This is a genomic window from Treponema sp. B152, from assembly GCF_024181665.1.
Taxonomy (GTDB): domain Bacteria; phylum Spirochaetota; class Spirochaetia; order Treponematales; family Treponemataceae; genus Treponema_B; species Treponema_B denticola.
The window spans coordinates 377,315-394,068 of record NZ_CP058668.1; the positions used below are offsets into that span (position 1 = coordinate 377,315).

The 16,754-nt window shown below is 40.4% G+C and carries 15 protein-coding genes and 2 tRNA genes; 15 read left to right on the forward strand and 2 right to left on the reverse strand.

Features of this window, described 5'->3' with window-relative positions:
• Nucleotides 1–154: 154 nt before the first annotated feature.
• Both HYB91_RS01615 and HYB91_RS01620 read left to right on the forward strand, forming a co-directional pair.
• On the forward strand, nt 155–337 hold the full coding sequence (locus HYB91_RS01615) for a hypothetical protein (RefSeq protein ID WP_002674026.1): 183 nt from the start codon (nt 155–157) through the stop codon (nt 335–337).
• Between the two features lie 10 nt (nt 338–347).
• Nucleotides 348–2,705: a polysaccharide deacetylase family protein gene (locus tag HYB91_RS01620; protein WP_002675893.1), complete on the forward strand. Its 2,358-nt coding sequence runs from the start codon at nt 348–350 to the stop codon at nt 2,703–2,705.
• Between the two features lie 78 nt (nt 2,706–2,783).
• On the opposite strand, the gene HYB91_RS01625 is transcribed toward HYB91_RS01620, so the two are convergent.
• Both HYB91_RS01625 and HYB91_RS01630 read right to left on the reverse strand, forming a co-directional pair.
• On the reverse strand, nt 2,784–3,485 hold the full coding sequence (locus HYB91_RS01625; RefSeq protein ID WP_002674029.1) for a DUF4398 domain-containing protein: 702 nt from the start codon (nt 3,483–3,485) through the stop codon (nt 2,784–2,786).
• Nucleotides 3,485–4,555, reverse strand: a complete 1,071-nt coding sequence (locus HYB91_RS01630; RefSeq protein ID WP_002675892.1) for a hypothetical protein — start codon at nt 4,553–4,555, stop codon at nt 3,485–3,487. Before HYB91_RS01630 ends, HYB91_RS01625 begins: the two co-directional genes overlap by 1 nt.
• A gap of 137 nt (nt 4,556–4,692) precedes the next feature.
• Here HYB91_RS01630 and HYB91_RS01635 point away from each other — a divergent pair, with 137 nt between their 5' ends.
• The 13 genes from HYB91_RS01635 (at nt 4,693) to rpoB (ending at nt 16,748) form a co-directional block, all read left to right on the forward strand.
• Nucleotides 4,693–6,849 carry a peptidase domain-containing ABC transporter gene (locus HYB91_RS01635; protein ID WP_002675891.1) on the forward strand — a complete coding sequence of 719 codons (2,157 nt, stop codon included), beginning with the start codon at nt 4,693–4,695 and terminating at the stop codon, nt 6,847–6,849.
• Nucleotides 6,846–7,985, forward strand: a complete 1,140-nt coding sequence (locus HYB91_RS01640) for an HlyD family secretion protein (RefSeq protein ID WP_002675890.1) — start codon at nt 6,846–6,848, stop codon at nt 7,983–7,985. The genes HYB91_RS01635 and HYB91_RS01640 overlap by 4 nt, the downstream gene beginning before the upstream one ends.
• Complete coding sequence (locus tag HYB91_RS01645; RefSeq protein WP_002675889.1) at nt 7,982–9,391, forward strand: TolC family protein; 1,410 nt, start codon at nt 7,982–7,984, stop codon at nt 9,389–9,391. Before HYB91_RS01640 ends, HYB91_RS01645 begins: the two co-directional genes overlap by 4 nt.
• 221 nt (nt 9,392–9,612) lie before the next feature.
• A tRNA-Thr gene (locus tag HYB91_RS01650) sits at nt 9,613–9,685 on the forward strand.
• A gap of 41 nt (nt 9,686–9,726) precedes the next feature.
• Complete coding sequence (gene rpmG / locus HYB91_RS01655; RefSeq protein ID WP_002667594.1) at nt 9,727–9,897, forward strand: 50S ribosomal protein L33; 171 nt, start codon at nt 9,727–9,729, stop codon at nt 9,895–9,897.
• Between the two features lie 43 nt (nt 9,898–9,940).
• A tRNA-Trp gene (locus tag HYB91_RS01660) sits at nt 9,941–10,013 on the forward strand.
• A 23-nt stretch (nt 10,014–10,036) separates the two neighbouring features.
• The gene (gene secE / locus HYB91_RS01665; protein WP_002667596.1) at nt 10,037–10,216 is read left to right on the forward strand and encodes a preprotein translocase subunit SecE; all 180 of its coding nucleotides are present in this window, start codon (nt 10,037–10,039) and stop codon (nt 10,214–10,216) included.
• A 3-nt stretch (nt 10,217–10,219) separates the two neighbouring features.
• A complete protein-coding gene (gene nusG, locus HYB91_RS01670) occupies nt 10,220–10,777 on the forward strand; it encodes a transcription termination/antitermination protein NusG (protein ID WP_002667597.1) in 558 nt (185 codons plus the stop codon).
• A gap of 91 nt (nt 10,778–10,868) precedes the next feature.
• Nucleotides 10,869–11,300, forward strand: coding sequence for a 50S ribosomal protein L11 (gene rplK / locus HYB91_RS01675; RefSeq protein WP_002667599.1), 432 nt, complete (start codon nt 10,869–10,871; stop codon nt 11,298–11,300).
• 1 nt (nt 11,301) lies between these two features.
• A complete protein-coding gene (gene rplA / locus HYB91_RS01680) occupies nt 11,302–11,982 on the forward strand; it encodes a 50S ribosomal protein L1 (RefSeq protein WP_002675888.1) in 681 nt (226 codons plus the stop codon).
• Nucleotides 11,983–11,984: 2 nt separating this feature from the next.
• A complete protein-coding gene (rplJ, locus tag HYB91_RS01685; protein ID WP_002675887.1) occupies nt 11,985–12,590 on the forward strand; it encodes a 50S ribosomal protein L10 in 606 nt (201 codons plus the stop codon).
• A 116-nt stretch (nt 12,591–12,706) separates the two neighbouring features.
• A complete protein-coding gene (gene rplL, locus HYB91_RS01690) occupies nt 12,707–13,096 on the forward strand; it encodes a 50S ribosomal protein L7/L12 (protein WP_002675886.1) in 390 nt (129 codons plus the stop codon).
• Nucleotides 13,097–13,244: 148 nt separating this feature from the next.
• The gene (rpoB, locus tag HYB91_RS01695; RefSeq protein ID WP_002667607.1) at nt 13,245–16,748 is read left to right on the forward strand and encodes a DNA-directed RNA polymerase subunit beta; all 3,504 of its coding nucleotides are present in this window, start codon (nt 13,245–13,247) and stop codon (nt 16,746–16,748) included.
• Nucleotides 16,749–16,754 lie beyond the last annotated feature (6 nt).

A 16,754-nucleotide genomic window follows, 5' to 3' on the forward strand; every position in this document is an offset into this window, starting at 1 on the left:
AGTTCAGCACAAATGGTGCCTCACTGTTTATCCGGCGAGTTTGCCTTATCGGCAAACGTCGTATTGTTGTATGCAGTTTGTAAACAAACTGCTTGAAAAAACTTTTTTCGCAAATCGATATTTGCTGCAAAAAGTTTTTATGGGAGTGCTTAAAATGAATAAAACAATGGCCTGTGAAGACTGCGAAGCAATAGATGAAGCTTTCGGTAAAATGGGCGAAATGCAAAAAAAAATCGCAATAAAAAAAATAACCGAGATGGAAGAATCTTTGGAAAAACTTGAAGATGAATTGACCGATATTATTAACACCCATTCAAATATATTGACTGAAAATTGATGGAGTTTTTATGAAAAAAAAATTAAAATTTGCCTTGCCGGTTTGCTTTATTTTTTTTATTTTGCTAAACCTCCATTCCGAGCTCTCTTTTGAATCTGCCGATATAAATACTGAAGGCGATATTTTATTCGATATCAAGGCAGATGCTTATGAGGGTTATGCATATAAAACCCTTTTTAAATATTCGAATGAAAACAATAAAATAGAGCAGCTTACATTTTTCCCCGAAAAATTACAGCTTTTAGGAAACAATAAATTTTTACAGGTTTCAAACCGTTTCGGTATCATAAGGCTCGACCTCAAGTCAGGAGCTGTCGATTCCCATTCCGATTTTGAACCTCTTTCGGCATCCAATTCTTCAAAGATAGGCGCTCTTAACAATATAAAAGCAAGCCCTGACGGAAGATGGCTTACATTGGTCGAGCCCTCCACCCTTGTTTTCGGCCGACTCGTACTGATGGACACCGATACCGGCAGAAGATATATATTGAGTAACAAAAATGTTCGAAATGATCTTCCTGTATCTTGGTCGCCTGATTCAAAGATTATTTTATATGAAGATGATGGAGTAATTTATTTTGCCAGGCCTGAGTGGTTTTCGGAATCCGCTTTTACGGATAAGAATTTTAGAAAACTTTCTCAAGGTAAAATAAAGAATTTAAAATGGATTTCATCTTCGGAATTTGTTTTTTTATCGGGGAACGCTCTTTACAGGGTTCCTTCCACCGAGCTTTTTACAAAGGCTTTTTATGCGCCCTTATTTTCTGCCGGAAAACTTGCCGCAAAAATCCCTTCTGATTTTTCTCCGGCCTTTGATTCTATTTTTATAGCACCTGACGGCAAGACCGCAATTTTTGTTAAAGGCAAAAGAAATGTTTACCGAATTAAACTGGATGGAGACGATTATGTCAATGTTTACTCCTCTGATTCTATTCCTTATTTATTGCTTCCGGGAAATACGGCTGAAGTCTCTGTCCATTGGAAAGATAATTCTCCCATTGTTTTTGCCGAGAGTCTTGCAGACGGCTCAAAAATTTTAAGGGCATGGCAAATTCTTCCTTCTTCTTCAAGTTTTGAAAAAATTCCCATCATCGAAAAAAGCTCGTTTCTTGCAGCCTCCTCTAATTTTGAAATTGCCGCTTTTAAGGAAGGGGATGATGTAGTTTTCTATGATACTTCGCTCACGGAAGGAAACGGTGCGGCTTCATGGAAAAAGCTCAATGTTTTTTCGGATGAAAAAATTTTCTCGGCTGTTTGGAAAAATAATTTTACCTTTTTTTTAGGCGGTGAAAATTATATTTACGAGTATAATCTTAACGATAGTTCTTCCGATGCAGGCAAGAAAAAGATTTCCGTTTCGTCAATGCAGGATTATAGCTGGGCGGACTCAGGCAAGGAAATTTTAATAAGTTTGAAAAGCGTCCGGAATAATGAGACGGATGGCGCTCCTCAGGACTCCGATAATGCAGATGTCTTGCAATATGTTTCAAATTTAAAATGGACTCATTCTTCAAAAAAAATCATGCAAAAGAAAAACGCTAATCTTTCGGATAGAATTTACATAGATTCAAATTCGGGCTATTTTGCTAATATGATTTATATTCGCCGTCTTAAAGATTTTATAACCCGTCCGCTTTTGGAAGACGGAAACTTTTTAAAGGAAAAAACTCAAAAAAAGATTTCTTATGAAAGTGCCAATTCTTCTTCCGTTTTTTCGCATGGAAGCCGGAGCGGGAAAAAACGGGTTGCCTTAGTCTTTGATGCCATGGACGATATGGACGGAATTGCGAGTATTCTTTATACCTTAAAAAAGAATAATATAAGTTCAACTTTTTTTATAAACGGTGAAGCGATGAGGCAAAACCCCAATGCCGTAAAAGAGATTGTAAAAAGCGGACACCAATGCGGCTCCCTTTTCTTCACTACATGGAATTTGAATGATACGGCTTATAGGATAGACGATAATTTTATAAAGCAGGGGCTGGCCCGTAATGAGGATAATTTTTATTCTCTTACAGGTTCCGAGCTTTCCCTTATCTGGCATACTCCTCATTATATTTCTTCCTCCCTTATTGTAAATGCAGGAAAAAATGCCGGCTATGTTTTTATTTCGCCTGATGTGAGGGTAGCCGATTGGCTTAGCCCCGATGAAAAATTTGCCGTTCCTTCTCTTTATAAGACTTCTTCAGAATTAATTGAAGATATAGCCGATTCGGTTCAGCCGGGTTCTATAATTCCCATACGCATCGGTAGAAGTCTTTCAACTAGGAGCGATTATCTTTATTATAATTTACAGCTATTGATAGATGTTTTAACCGAAATGGGGTATGAGATTACCGATGTTAAAACCTTGATGGGACTTAAGTAAAAGCTATTGATAAAATCTCTTAATAAAAAAGCCTCCAAAGTTTAAAAGATTTTGGAGGCTTTTTTAATAGTCTAATCCCTATTTAAAGTGTTTATAGCTTATTGAAGGATCGTAGAGACCTGATCTTTTTTCACCTTTAATGGACGGAATCGTTAAAATAATATCCGGTTCTACCCAGTTGGGATTTGTCGGATCAGGGAGTTTATCCTTATTGGCTTCATACAGCTTACGCCACATAAATGGATTTCCATATACTTCTTTTTTGGCTGCAATATTCCACAAACAGTCCCTTTCCCCTCTCCATGTCCTGATTCTATATTGAGAAGGAAGCTCTGCAAGGCCTGTGTCATCCTTTCCCTTAACTACTGAAAGAGCATCCATTACTCTTTGGGCGCATACGACTGCTACATCATAGTTTTCGTTATCGAAGGCTATGCTTCCTGCGTTTAAGGCTTCTTCCGCAGTTTTATAAGCATCTGGATATTTTTCTTCAGCTCCGTTTGCCTTTGCCCAAGTGAATCTGGTACGTGCCTTGTTCATTTCCTGTTCAGCCTCGGTTTTAGCCAGCATTCTTTGAATGAACTCGGAGGATTGCTGTGCATAGCTTTCTGCAAGTTTGGAGTATTCTATGGCAGCGTCGTAATCTCCTTCATCATAGGCCTTTGTTGCAAGTTCCATATAAGCCCTGCTTTTTCTTTGATATTCATTGTCATCATAGGAGAGGGCAAAAAGAGGTATTAAAACCAGTAAAAATATTAAAATTGTGATAAGTTTTTTCATTATTTGCCTCCTTCTGTTGTTGTTTGATTATTTTCGGTATTTGCAGGTGCATCGCCCTTGGTGTTGATGTTTTCAACAGGCGCTCCGGTCTGAGGTGTTGACAGGTTTTGTAAATCAAGGTCTCCTTCGGTAAAGCCTTCTCCGCCTTCGGTCAAAGGAGCTTCTTTGTCGGCCTCTAAGGCCAGATCCGAGCTTTCCTGCTGCCGTTTTGCAGCCTCAGCCATAGCTCTCTCGGCCTCTGCCCGTTTTAAAGAAACCTCTACGTATAGTTTTGCAAAAAGTTTTGCAGCTTCATCATACGACATGTAGGCTTCCTTATAATCAGCCTTATCGGCAGCCGATTTTCCGCGGTTATATGTTTTGACGGCATTGTTGTATTCTTCCTTTCTGCTTCTTGCAACCTTGATCGAATCACAGTAATATTTACTCTCTTTTGCAGAATCTTTTGCTGTTTTGGCAAATTCAAAGTATCCCTTATTTACAACTTTTTTATAAAGCTTCAAAGCGTCTTCCGAAGATTCTTTTGCCATCTTATGATCTAAGGGGTAATGATCTACGGTATTGATTGAAAACCTTTCGGCATCTGCATAGTCTGACGGGGAATATGCTGCAAAACCGTTAGCTTCTATTTCGGTTCTTAAAGCTGCTGAACTCATCAAATTTGAAAGGGTTTCATATTTGATGACGGCTTCGTCGTATTTTGCTATAGCTTCTTTTAAATTCCCTGTTTCGGCAGCTGTGTCGGCCGTTTGTTTAACGTCATCCGCAGCATTAAAAAAATCGGGATATGCTTCGTCTGCACCCAGCTCTACAGCTTTTTTTCTCGCCTTGTTAACCTTTCCGTTTTCACCTTGAAAAAGTTTGAGATTGGCAAGAAGAGGGTCAGTCTTGGGTACTTCCGGCTTAACGTCTTCCTGTTTAGGATCTTCTTTTTCTACGTCCGGAGCCTTTACTTCTTCTACTTTCGGCTCAGGCGGAATATCTTGTGTTTTTTGCTTTGATGCACATGATGCAAACAAAAGCGGCACAAGGATAGACATCAAAATCAGTAATTTATAATTTTTCTTCATTAAATACCTCCCATTTGATATTAACTAATAATACTCTTTTTTTACTCTTTTTTCAAGCTGTAATTTTTTTTTCTCACATATTTAAAAAATTACTATTAATTACAAAAAAAAACTATAAGAATTATAGAGAGGTATATATGAAAAATATAATTTTACAAAAAACCCGTGAAGATTGCGGAGCTGCATGTATTGCAAATATATGCAGGCATTATGGGAAGCCGATCGATATAGATAAGATAAGAAGGCTGTTTCAAGGCGGTAAAAGGGGAGCTTCAGGTTTGGGCATAATTCATGCTGCCGAGACCTTAGGGTTTTCATGCCGAGGGGCTCTTTCTGAATCAAAAGAAATCCCAAAAAATATTCCTATGCCCTTTATTGCTCATGCTGTAAGGGGGAGCGATAACCATTATCTTGTCGTTTATAAATCGGATTCAAACTATGTTTATTTGGCGGATCCCTCCGAAGGATATAAAAAAATAAACACAGAGGTTTTTCAAAAAAATTGGACAGGGGCCTTTTTTATACTTTTGCCCCAGCCGGATTTTTCCGAAAAAAGTGCTTCATCAAAGGGCTTAACCAGATTTTTGCCTATTTTAAGGTCTCACAAAAAGATATGCGCGGAAATTTTAATTGCGAGCGTTATCCTGTCTTTTTTGGGCATTATTAGTGCGTTTTATTTTAGGTTTTTGATTGATGAGGTGCTAAGCTCCAATTTAAGAGAGACTCTTACCGGTTTTTCGGTAGGTTTTTTGGGCGTAATTATTTTTAGAAGCCTTTTGGGTTTGGCCAGGAATCAGCTGCTGATGAGTATGAGTTATAAGATTGATACGGTTTTGGTCTATCGATATTTTGAGCATGTCCTTCATTTGCCGATGCGCTTTTTTACCGGAAAAAAGACCGGAGAGCTTGTTGCAAGGATGAACGATACTGTTACGATAAGGCAGGTTATTTCCGCTACGGCCCTGACCGTTGTTTTAGATTCATTGATGCTTATTTTCGGAGCAATATTTTTAATCTCCCTCGGCTCCAATCTGCTTGTTGCAGCCCTTGTGCCTGTGGTGGTAAGTTCGGTTTTGGTATGGCTGTATGCAAGGCCTTATCAAAAAATGATAAGGGCCAGGGCCTCCGCCGAGGCCGAAAAACACTCCTGTATTGTTGAAAGCCTGAACGGAATAGCTACGATCAAGGCCTTGGGTGCCGAATCTAAGGCCCTTGAAAGAGCCGAGTTTAAAATCGTAAATGCTATCCGAAAGGGTATCAAACTTGCATCTTTTTCCAATTATCAAAGCAGCCTCCAAAATTTTATCGGAAGATGCGGAACCCTGGCTATTTATTGGCTCGGAAGTTTAAATATACTGAACGGTTCAATGTCTTTAGGCCAATTAATTTCCTTTGTCATTCTTTCAGGTTATTTTTTGGATCCTCTTGCAAGGCTTTTAACTCTTCAGCCCCAGCTTCAAGAGGCCTATGTTGCAGCAGAAAGGCTTGCCGAAATCTTTGATGAAGAAACCGAAGAAAATTTGGATAAGGGAAAAATCGAATCGAATGGCCTTGCAGGCAAAATCGATATAAAAAATTTATCTTTCGGCTACGATTCCCATTCAAAAAATTTGAAGAACATAAATTTAAGTATAAATCCTGGTGAAAGGGTTGCTTTTGTCGGTGCTTCAGGTTCTGGCAAGACCACCCTTGCAAAGCTTTTGATGAAATTTTACTCTGCACAGGAAGGGGATATTTTTGTAGACGATATAAACCTAAAAGACTTAAAAAACGATTCTTACCGTAAGCAAATAGGCTATGTTCCTCAGGACATTCTCTTGTTTTCGGGAACGATAGCGGAAAACATAAATTGGAGTTCGGGAAACGGTGATTACAGGCGGATGATGGCAGCTGCCGAAGTTTCAGGCGCTGCTTCTTTTATCGAATCCATGCCCGATAGGTACAATACCCTTGTCGGGGAGCAAGGCACCACCCTTTCCGGAGGAGAAAGGCAGCGTATAGCTATTGCACGTATCCTTTTACACAATCCATCCATGCTGATTTTGGATGAGGCTACTTCAGCTCTGGATGGAATTTCGGAAGCGGAAGTTTTGAATACTCTCAAAGAAATCGGTGCAGGCCGGACTTCGATAATCATAGCTCACAGGTTAAGCTCAATCAAGGACTGCGATAAAATCTTCGTGTTCGATAAGGGCGAAATAGCCGAGGCGGGAACACACGCAGATTTGCTCGAAAAATACGGGGTTTATTCAAGATTATGGGAAACACAAAATATGGAGGAGGTTGTAGCATGAAATCCATCTTATATGTTGAAGATTTAACTTATACCGGCGAAGTGCTTCAAGAGCAAAAAACCGGGATTTTCAGTTCCGTAATTTCAATTATATGCCTTCTGGCTCTTTGCACAACGGCTTGGCTTATTCTAGGAAAAAAAGAAGAAGTTGTAAGGGCTTCAGGAATGGTGCGTCCCATAGAAAATGTTTCCTTTGTAAAAAGTTTTACGGCAGGGAAGATACAAAATATTCACTTTACCTCTGGCCAATATGTCGAAAAAGGGGCTATTCTTTTAAGCATTGATGATACGGTTGCCCAAAAGGAAAGGCAAAACCTTGAGGATCTGATGCTTAAAATCGAAGAAAAAATTAAGGATACAGAAGCCTGTATTGTGAGTGCTGAAAAAGACTTAATGCTCGTTCCCTTTGAAAGAAAAATAGCTTACAAACGGATGGAAAATTATTTTTCGGTAAAAACCAATCTGGAAAAAGCTTTAGAGCTAAACTCCAGAATTTTTGAAGAGGAAAAAGCTCTTCCCGATTTTAGTTTAGCAAACCAAAAAATTGAGCTTCTCAATTTAAATGTTGAAAAAAGCAAAAGAGACTTGGAGCAGTATAAAAATTCTTTTTTCCATTCCCTTCTCAGCGAAAAAGAGAGCTTAGAGTTTCAAAAAGAAAATTTAAGCAATTCCATTTTTAAAATGGAAGAAAGTTTAAAACTTTTTACAGTCTATGCTCCTATTTCGGGAGAAGTGCAGGAAATTTCATCTCTTAACTGCGGGGATAATGTTTTTAGCGGCCAAGAAATATTAAAGATTGTGCCTTCCTCAAGTGAAAACATTAGGGTTGTGCTAAGGCTTCCTTCTTCGAAGGCGGGGCTTGTAAGAGAAGACATGAAGGTTCGTTTAAAATTTCCTGCCTTTCCTCATCATGAATTCGGCAGCCTTGACGGGCAAGTAGAAACCATCCTCCCCGATGTTTTCTTGGGAGCAAAAAGTTCCGAGTATGCCGTCTTTGTAAAATTGGATGGGAATACCTTGCCGGATAAAAAGGGTATGGCTCATTTTTTAAAAGTCGGATTGGATGCCGAGGCATCGATAATCACCGAAACTGGTTCTATCCTGTCATTTATACTAAAAAGATTGGAGGTAAAATGAAAAAATTTGTATTAAATATAATTTTTGGTCTTATTTTATTTTCAGCCAATGCTGAAATAAAAATGGAAGTCGGTATAAAAGAATTTTTTGATAAGATAAATCCTCTGATTGAAAAAAATCAACAATATAAAAAAATGGAATTAAGCTTTAAATTTAATGAAAGGCTCCTGTTTTCGGAATTTGCAGGGTGGATGCCTTTTCCGTATCTTGATGTAAATACTTCTGTTTCAGGCACAGAACTGGATAAGCACTATAAGGCTTTTGATATTGCTGCATCCTTAGGGATCAGTCAAAGGCTTCCTTTGGGCATGAGCCTTAATCTTACAGGTAAGCAATCATGCGGAATTTTTTTTGACAATAACCCGGACTATTCCTATAAATTTAGCTCTTCTGCCGGGCTGAATGTCCCGCTTTGGTTTATGGCTCCTTCTGCCTTGCCTGATTTTGTAAAACAGGATTTCGGCCTATATCAAAAGAAAAGGCTGCTTTCCATGCTTGAAAGGGATAAAAATAAAAAGGCCCTGATTATTAAAATGATTTCGGCCATAGGCTCGGAAAAAATCTTAAAGAAAAAGCTGGAGCTTTTAAAAAATGTACAAAACTGGAATATCGAAGAAAAACAAAAAAACGAAATTTTATTTTCGCAAGGAAAGCTTTCTGTTCTTGATTTTTCCGAAAAGAACAAAAAGATTCGGCAGGAGGAAATTTTACTGTTTCAAGCGGAACAAAGCTATGAAGCTCTTATAGGTGAAATAGAATCTATGGGCTTGAGTTTTAGTGATTTGAGCGAGGATATTGATTCTTGGCTTAATTTTTTTGAAAATTTTGCTTTTTATCTTCAAAGAGAAGCATCGGCCGGGGATGAGCTGAGCCTTGTACAGCATGAGGTTTCTTGGATGCAGTCGGTTAAAAATTTTAATAATAGTATTCCAAAGTTTTTTTTATCGCTCGGTGCTGATGTGCTTCCGTCGAAAGACCGTTATCCGTCTTTTCCGGCAGCCTTTATGGGCTATTGGAAGGATACTCCTAGGCTTAAATGGTCGGTATCTATGAATTTAAGGATAAATCTTTCTCCATTACATGATGATTTTAGGCTGAATAAAAATTTTAAAATTTTAAAAGAAATTAACTCTTTGAACGAGGCTTTTTTAAGACGCAGCCTTGAAGAAGAAAAAAAGAAAGGATTAAAAAATATCGAAAAAGCCCTGTTTAAATCCGAAATGTCAAAATCCTCCCTTGAAATTCAAAAAAAGTACTTTACTCTTGCCGAAGAACTCTATAAGCAGGGCAAGAGCAGTATTCACGAATTATATGCTGCTCAAAACCTTTTAGAAGAAGTTAAAATTAATTATTATGCTGAAAGATTTTCTTATATTTTGAGTGTTTTGCAGACTTATAACTTTTAAAAGTACCGGATTTTTTAAGTTTATTCGTGCGGAGGGTTTTATACCCTGTTGCTACGCAACGTACGCTCTGCGTTGGGGTTGTTGATTCTTTAAAATCAGGCATTCTTTCTTTGTTTAGGAATGTCTGATTTTATTTCTAATTTCGCTAAAATTCCATGTCAAGCTATTGACAAAAAATACTCGATTTGATAAAATGCTTGAACCTATTTTGTTGGCATTTTGCTCCTGTAGCTCAGTCGGCAGAGCACAACCATGGTAAGGTTGGGGTCAGCAGTTCAATTCTGCTCGGGAGCTTTTCGGAAACGATGACCTAGAATTTTGCGGAGGGTAAAGTAATGGCTAAAAAAACGGCTGTAGAGCTCATAGCTCTTCAATGCAGCGAATGTAAAAGAAGAAATTATACTACATCTAAGAACAGAAAAAACATTCAGGGTAAGCTTGAATTGATGAAGTATTGCTCTTTTGATCGCAAGCATACATTGCATAAGGAAACAAAGATAAAGTAGTCGAATAAGTCCGTGCCGTCAGGCAGCGGGCTTAGATTCAATTAGGTCAGTAGCTCCAATGGTAGAGCGTCGGTCTCCAAAACCGAATGTTGAGGGTTCGAGTCCTTCCTGGCCTGTAATTTTAAAAAACGAGGTTTTTATGGCTAAAATTGGAACTTTTTGGAAAGAATGTATAGGCGAGCTTAGAAAAGTTGTCTGGCCTACAGCTTCTGAAGTTGGGTCTTCAGTAAAAGTAGTGTTGATTTCTACCCTTATTGTAGCTGTTTTTCTCGGCGGTCTTGATGCTTTCTTTATAGCTTGTGTGGGTTGGATATTTTAAGTAATGGCTAAGGCTTGGTACATTCTTCATACCTATTCGGGTTATGAGAATAAAATTGAAAGAACAATACGTACTCTGATAGAAAAAGGGATTATCTCTGCTGATTTTGTTACAGATATAAAAATACCTGAAGAACTTGTAATTGAAAATAAGGGCGGAAAAAAACGCAATGTTAAACGCAAGTTTCTTCCCGGTTATATGCTGGTCGAAATGAATCTTCCCGATCTTGGTTGGAAAAGTGTTTGCTCCGAAATCCGCAAAATTCAGGGCGTTACGGGTTTCTTGGGAACGGCAGGTAATGAAAAGCCTCAGCCTATTTCTCCCGATGAAGCAAAGGAAATCCTGCAAAAAACAGGCGAAATTAAGGGCGACAAGAATATCCGAGTTATTCAAAATTTCAGTGAAGGACAGCATGTTAAAATCATCGAAGGTGCTTTTGCCTCGTTTACCGGCGTCATCGATGAAGTTATGGCAGATAAAAATAAGTTAAGAGTTATGGTTGCGATCTTCGGCCGTACTACACCGGTTGAAGTCGAAATGTCTCAAGCCGAAATCATTTAAATTTTAAACAAGGTGCGGTGCTCGGCATCAGCACTTTAGTTGTATATTACGGGAGGAGGGAATACCTCCGTTTGTACCGGAAGGAGAGAAGATGGCAAAGAAAAAGGTTGTGACACAGATTAAACTTCAGTGTCCCGCAGGAAAAGCAACTCCTGCGCCGCCTATAGGCCCGGCTCTAGGTCCGCACGGTGTAAGTGCGCCCCAGTTTGTACAGCAGTTCAATGACCGTACAAAGTCCATGGAGCCCGGTTTGGTTATCCCCGTTGTTATTACGGTATATGCCGATAAGAGTTTTACTTTTATCCTCAAAACACCGCCCGCATCGGTTTTAATCAAAAAAGCCTGTAAGATTGAAAAAGGTTCTGCCACATCGGTTACTGCAAAAGTCGGAAAACTTTCAAAGGCCGCATTGGAAGAAATCGCAAAAACAAAGATGCCCGATATCAATGCAAACGACATTGAAGCTGCAAAGAAAATCATTGCAGGAACTGCACGAAGTATGGGTGTAGAGGTGGAGCGCTAGTATGAAACACGGAAAAAATTACAAAAATGCACTTGCAAAGTATGATTCTGCAGCATCCTACGAGCTTCCCAAGGCTGTTGATATTGTCAAGGAGCTTAAATACGCCAAATTCGATGAAACAGTTGAAGTTCATGTAAGTTTGACCCTTGGTAAGGGACAGAGCGTTAGAGATACCCTTGTTCTCCCCCATCAGTTTAGGGGCGAAAAAAAGGTTTTGGTTTTTTGTACGGACGACAGAGTAAAAGAAGCTCTTGACGCAGGAGCTGCCTATGCCGGTTCTACGGAGTACATCGAAAAAGTAAAGGGCGGCTGGCTCGATTTTGATATCGCAGTTGCTACCCCCGATATGATGAAGGATGTAGGACGCTTGGGTATGGTACTCGGCCGCAGAGGCTTAATGCCTAACCCCAAGACGGGAACGGTTACCACGGATATTGCAAGCGCTATAAACCAGCTTAAAAAAGGCCGTGTAGAATTCCGCGCCGATAAGGGCGGAGTTGTTCATCTCCCTGTTGGAAAGGTTTCTATGGACTCTTCCAAGATTGTGGAAAACGTACAGGCTCTTATCAACGAAACGATGAGAAAAAAGCCTGCCGATGCAAAGGGTGACTATATCAGATCCGTATCGATTAGTTCGACAATGGGCCCCGGCGTTTGGGTTGATTATAAGGTAGGAGAGTAAAAATGGCATTAAGAACAAAAAATCCGAATCGCCAAAAAACCGAAGCGATTGAAAGCATCAAAAACGATGTAAAAGCCTCCTCCGCTTTTATTTTTACCGAGTACAGAGGCTTAAAGGTTGAGCAAATCACTGAGCTCCGCAAGAAGCTCAGAGAAAATGCTTGCACATACAAGGTTGTACGCAATAATTTTGCACGCATTGCTTTTGAAGATGCCGATATTAAGGATGTAGATTCCTGGTTAACCGGACCTACAGCCTTGGCTATGATTGCAGAAGATGCAAACCTTGCCGCTAAGACCTTGTTTGAATATGCAAAAGATGCTCCGGCTCTTGTAATTAAGGGTGCGGTAGTTGACGGTGAAATTTATGATGCCAAGCAAATCGAGGCATTTTCAAAACTTCCCGGAAAAAAAGATCTTATTGCAATGTTTATGTCTACAGTCAATGCTACAACTTCCAAGTTTGTACGCACCTTACAGGCGATTGTGGATAAGGGCGGTGCCCAAGGTGCAGCTCCCGCAGAAGCAAAAGCTGAAGCTCCTGCTTCAGAGGAAAAAGCGGCTGATACGCCGGCCGAACAGCCTGCAGAGTCTGCTCCCGAGGCTTAAAACAAGCTTTCGGATATTTCCGAAAGAAGTTAAGCAGTCAGGCTTCAAAAGCTGACCCCCTGTCTGCTTAAGGTGCTTAAAAAGCACAAAAATTTAATTTTTAAGGAGAAGATAATATGGCAGCATTAACAAATGAACAAATTATTGAAGCAATCGGCGAAAAAACGATTCTCGAACTTTCCGAGCTTATCAAGGCTATGGAAGAAAAATTCGGTGTAACAGCCGCTGCTCCCGTTGCAGTAGTTGCAGGCGGAGCTGCAGGAGGCGGAGCCTCTGAAGAAGAGAAAACAGAATTCACTGTTACTCTTAAAGGACTTTCCGATCCCGGTAAAAAGATCGGTGTTATTAAAGAAGTTCGAAACGTTATTCCCGGCCTCGGCTTGAAGGAAGCTAAAGAGCTTGTTGAAGGAGCTCCGAAAGTCCTTAAAGAAGATGTTTCTAAAGAAGAAGCAGCCAAGATTAAGGAAGCTATTACAGCCGCCGGCGGTGAAGTTGAAATTGCTTAATAAGCAAAATACCGGCTTTATGCCGGACCTTGTTGTGCTTCTTCCAAAAAGAAGCACAACAGCATAGACAATGAATTTTCTCTAAGACTTCCTGTATGAATTCTCAGGAAGTCTTTTTGTGATTAAATATAGACTTGGGGGGTAATGGATGTTTGCAAGAGGTCAAAAAATAGATCGAAGGTATTACGGTAAGGATGTTCCGAATTTTATGGAGCTTCCTAATCTCATCGATATTCAGATTCAATCTTACAATAAATTTTTAAACAAAGAAAAAAAGACAGATGAGACCGAGATTGAGGGCTTAGAATCGGTATTCCATACAACTTTTCCTATTGAAAGTACAAATGAAGACATGGCTTTGCAATATCTATCCTATTCTCTCGATTATGATAGTATTAAATTTTCTGAAATTGAATGCAAACAAAAGGGACTTACTTATTCCGTCCCTTTAAAAGCCGAAATAGACTTATTTTTTAAAGAAACTAAGGAAATTCGCCGCAAAAACATCTATATGGGCGATATTCCTCTGATGACGGAAAGAGGAACCTTTATTATAAACGGAGCGGAAAGGGTTGTCGTTTCTCAGATTCACCGTTCGCCTGGTGTTATCTTTTCGCATGAAAAGGGTGTTTACTCAAGCCGCATTATTCCATACCGAGGAACATGGCTTGAATTCGAAATAGATCAGAAAAAAGAGCTTATCTACGCAAAGCTTGACAGTAAAAAGCGAATTTTAGGTACGATATTTTTACGTGCTCTCGGATATGACACAAGAGAAAAAATTATCGACCTTTTCTATAAAACAAAGACAGCAAAAATATCTCCGGACAGGACCGAGTACGAAGAATTAATCGGTCAGGTACTGGCCAGAGATGTCTATGTAAAGGGTGAAGACGGCGAAAAACGTAAAATGCATCAAGCCGGTGAAAAAATTCATCCCCACAACATCGACGATTTAATTCAAAATGACGTTAAAAAGATAACGATAATCGACTTTAAGGGAAAAGACTCTTTGGATTCTCAGATTATCATCAACTGTTTTGAAAGAGAAGAAATCAAGTACACTCCCGATCCGGCCGTAAACGATGAGCCCACCGTTGAAGATGCCCTAAACGCAGTCTACAGCGTTATCCGGCCGGGAGATCCTATTACCTACGAAAATGCAAAAGAAGACCTGCACAATATGTTTTTCACTGCAAGAAGGTACGATATAGGTAAGGTCGGCCGATATAAATTAAACAAAAAATTCGACTATTCTGATGACGTTAAAGGTACAACCTTAATCGAAGAAGATATATTTAAGACCATGAAATTTTTGATCAAGGTTTACATAGGTGAAGAAAGCATTGACGATATCGACCACCTAGGCAACAGACGAATTAGGTCAGTCGGCGAAATTATGACCGATGTTCTCAAAAAAGCCTTCTCAAGAATGGAACGTATTGCCCGCGACAGGATGAGTTCCAAGGAAATGGATACCATCAAACCTCAGGACTTAATTTCCATTAAGCCCATTGTTGCGGCTATCAAAGAATTCTTCGGAGCAAGCCAGTTGTCCCAGTTCATGGATCAGGTAAACCCCTTGGCCGAACTTACTCATAAGCGCCGTCTTAATGCCTTAGGCCCCGGCGGTCTTTCGCGCGACAGGGCAGGCTTTGAGGTACGAGAAGTTCACTATACCCACTACGGAAGAATGTGCCCGATAGAAACCCCTGAAGGTCCGAACATCGGTCTTATCGTTTCCATGGCAAACTATGCCCGTGTAAACGAATACGGCTTTTTGGAGGCACCCTATGTAAAGGTTGTAAATGGGGTTGCTACCCGCGAAATCGAGTACTTGTCTGCAATGGATGAAGACAAATACTTTATCGGACAGGTTTCTTCCGCTATCGGAAAGGACGGAAAGATCAATACGGATCAGGTTTCGTGCCGAAAACTTGGAGACTATACTTCAATAAGTCCGAAAGATATTCAGTACATGGATGTTTCGCCTAAACAGATTATATCCGTTTCGGCTTCTCTAATTCCCTTCCTTGAACATGACGACGCTAACCGTGCCCTCATGGGTTCCAACATGCAGCGTCAGGCTGTTCCTTTAGTTTTCCCCGAACCTCCGCGAGTCGGAACCGGTATGGAAAAAAAGTGCGCCTATGATTCGGGCGTTTTGGTTAAGGCAAAAAGATCGGGAAAGGTTGAGTTTGTTTCTTCCGATACGATTATCATAGCCCCCGAAAAGGGAAAAAATAAAGAAGACAAGGACGAATACACTCTCTTAAAATATCAAAGGACGAACCAAGAAACCTGTTACCATCAGCGCCCCATCGTCAATGTAGGCGATACGGTCAAGGCAGGCCAGCCCATAGCTGACGGTCCTGCAACCTATAACGGAGAATTGGCCCTAGGCCGAAATATCCTCGTAGGATTCGTTCCTTGGAACGGTTATAACTATGAAGACGCTATCTTAATTTCACGCAGAGTTGTAAAAGAAGATATGTTCACTTCTATTCATATAAAAGAGCTTTCAACCGATGTTCGGGAAACAAAGCTGGGTGCCGAAAAGATGACCTGCGATATTCCGAACAAGTCCGAAAAGAGCTTGGACGACCTCGACAGCGAAGGTATTATCCGCATAGGCTCTAAGGTAAAGCCCGGAGATATCCTTGTCGGAAAGGTTACTCCTAAAAGCGAAAGCGATACAACTCCCGAATTTAAGCTCCTTAATTCTATTTTCGGTGAAAAGGCTAAGGAAGTGCGGGATACATCTCTGCGTGTTCCACACGGAACCGAGGGCACGGTTATAGATGTTCAGCGCTTAAAAAGGGATCAGGGAGATGACTTGAGCCCCGGTGTAGATGAAGTTGTAAAGGTCTTAATCGCTACAAAACGAAAACTCCGCGAGGGGGACAAGATGGCAGGCCGCCACGGAAACAAGGGTCTTGTAGCCAGAATCCTCCCCGAAGAAGATATGCCCTACATGGAAGACGGAACACCTCTTGATATTTGTCTAAACCCGCTCGGTGTTCCTTCACGAATGAATATCGGCCAGATTTTGGAATCGGAGCTGGGCCTTGCAGGATTAAAATTGAATGAGTGGTACGAGTCTCCGGTTTTTGAGTCTCCCAGTATGGAACAGATTGAAGCGAAGCTTAAAGAAGCAGGTTATCCTACCAGCTCTAAGGTAAAACTCCGAGACGGCTTAACCGGCCGCCTCTTTGAAAACGAGGTATTTGTCGGGGTTATCTACTTCTTAAAGCTGGCTCACTTGGTAGACGACAAGATGCACGCCCGATCAACAGGCCCCTATTCTCTTGTTACCCAGCAGCCCTTGGGCGGTAAGGCTCAATTCGGCGGTCAGCGTTTGGGAGAAATGGAAGTTTGGGCCCTTGAAGCTTACGGTGCAGCCAACACCTTGCAGGAGCTTATTACAATCAAGTCCGACGATATGCACGGACGATCTAAAATATATGAATCCATCGTTAAGGGCGAGCCTTCAAGCTCTGCCGGTATCCCCGAATCCTTTAACGTATTGGTACAGGAATTAAGAGGTTTAGCTCTAGACTTTACAATCTATGATGCAAAGGGTCAGCAGATTCCTTTAACCGAAAGGGATGAAGAGCTAATTAAACGCGAAAAAACAAGTACTAACTTTTAACGGAAG